The sequence below is a fragment of the Halorubrum sp. SS7 genome (genome assembly GCF_005435055.1).
GTDB classification, from domain to species: Archaea; Halobacteriota; Halobacteria; order Halobacteriales; family Haloferacaceae; genus Halorubrum; species Halorubrum salinarum.
In genome coordinates this window covers 1-208 of sequence record NZ_SGXV01000832.1, presented here as the reverse complement: position 1 = coordinate 208, position 208 = coordinate 1, and the positions used below count along the sequence as shown (strand labels likewise).

Genomic DNA, 208 nt, shown 5'->3' with positions numbered 1-208 from the left:
GTCGACGCGCACGGTGACCCGACCGAGGTCGGCGTCGAACGCGACGAGCGCCAGTGCGATCGGCACGTCGGTCGCGGGGCCGACCGCGGTCCGAGTGATCTCGCCGATCGCCTCGTCGCCGTCGAAGACGGCCGCCCCGGACGCCGGAAGCGCGTCGTCGATCCCCTTCGGGTTCGCGTCCGCGTCGATGCCGGCCACCGCCTCGGCG

General features: G+C 75.0%; 1 protein-coding gene. It reads right to left on the bottom strand.

The window, feature by feature from the left end:
• On the bottom strand, positions 1-208 hold a 208-nt coding region (locus tag EXE44_RS20060; RefSeq protein WP_274595416.1), incomplete at both ends, for a glycine cleavage T C-terminal barrel domain-containing protein.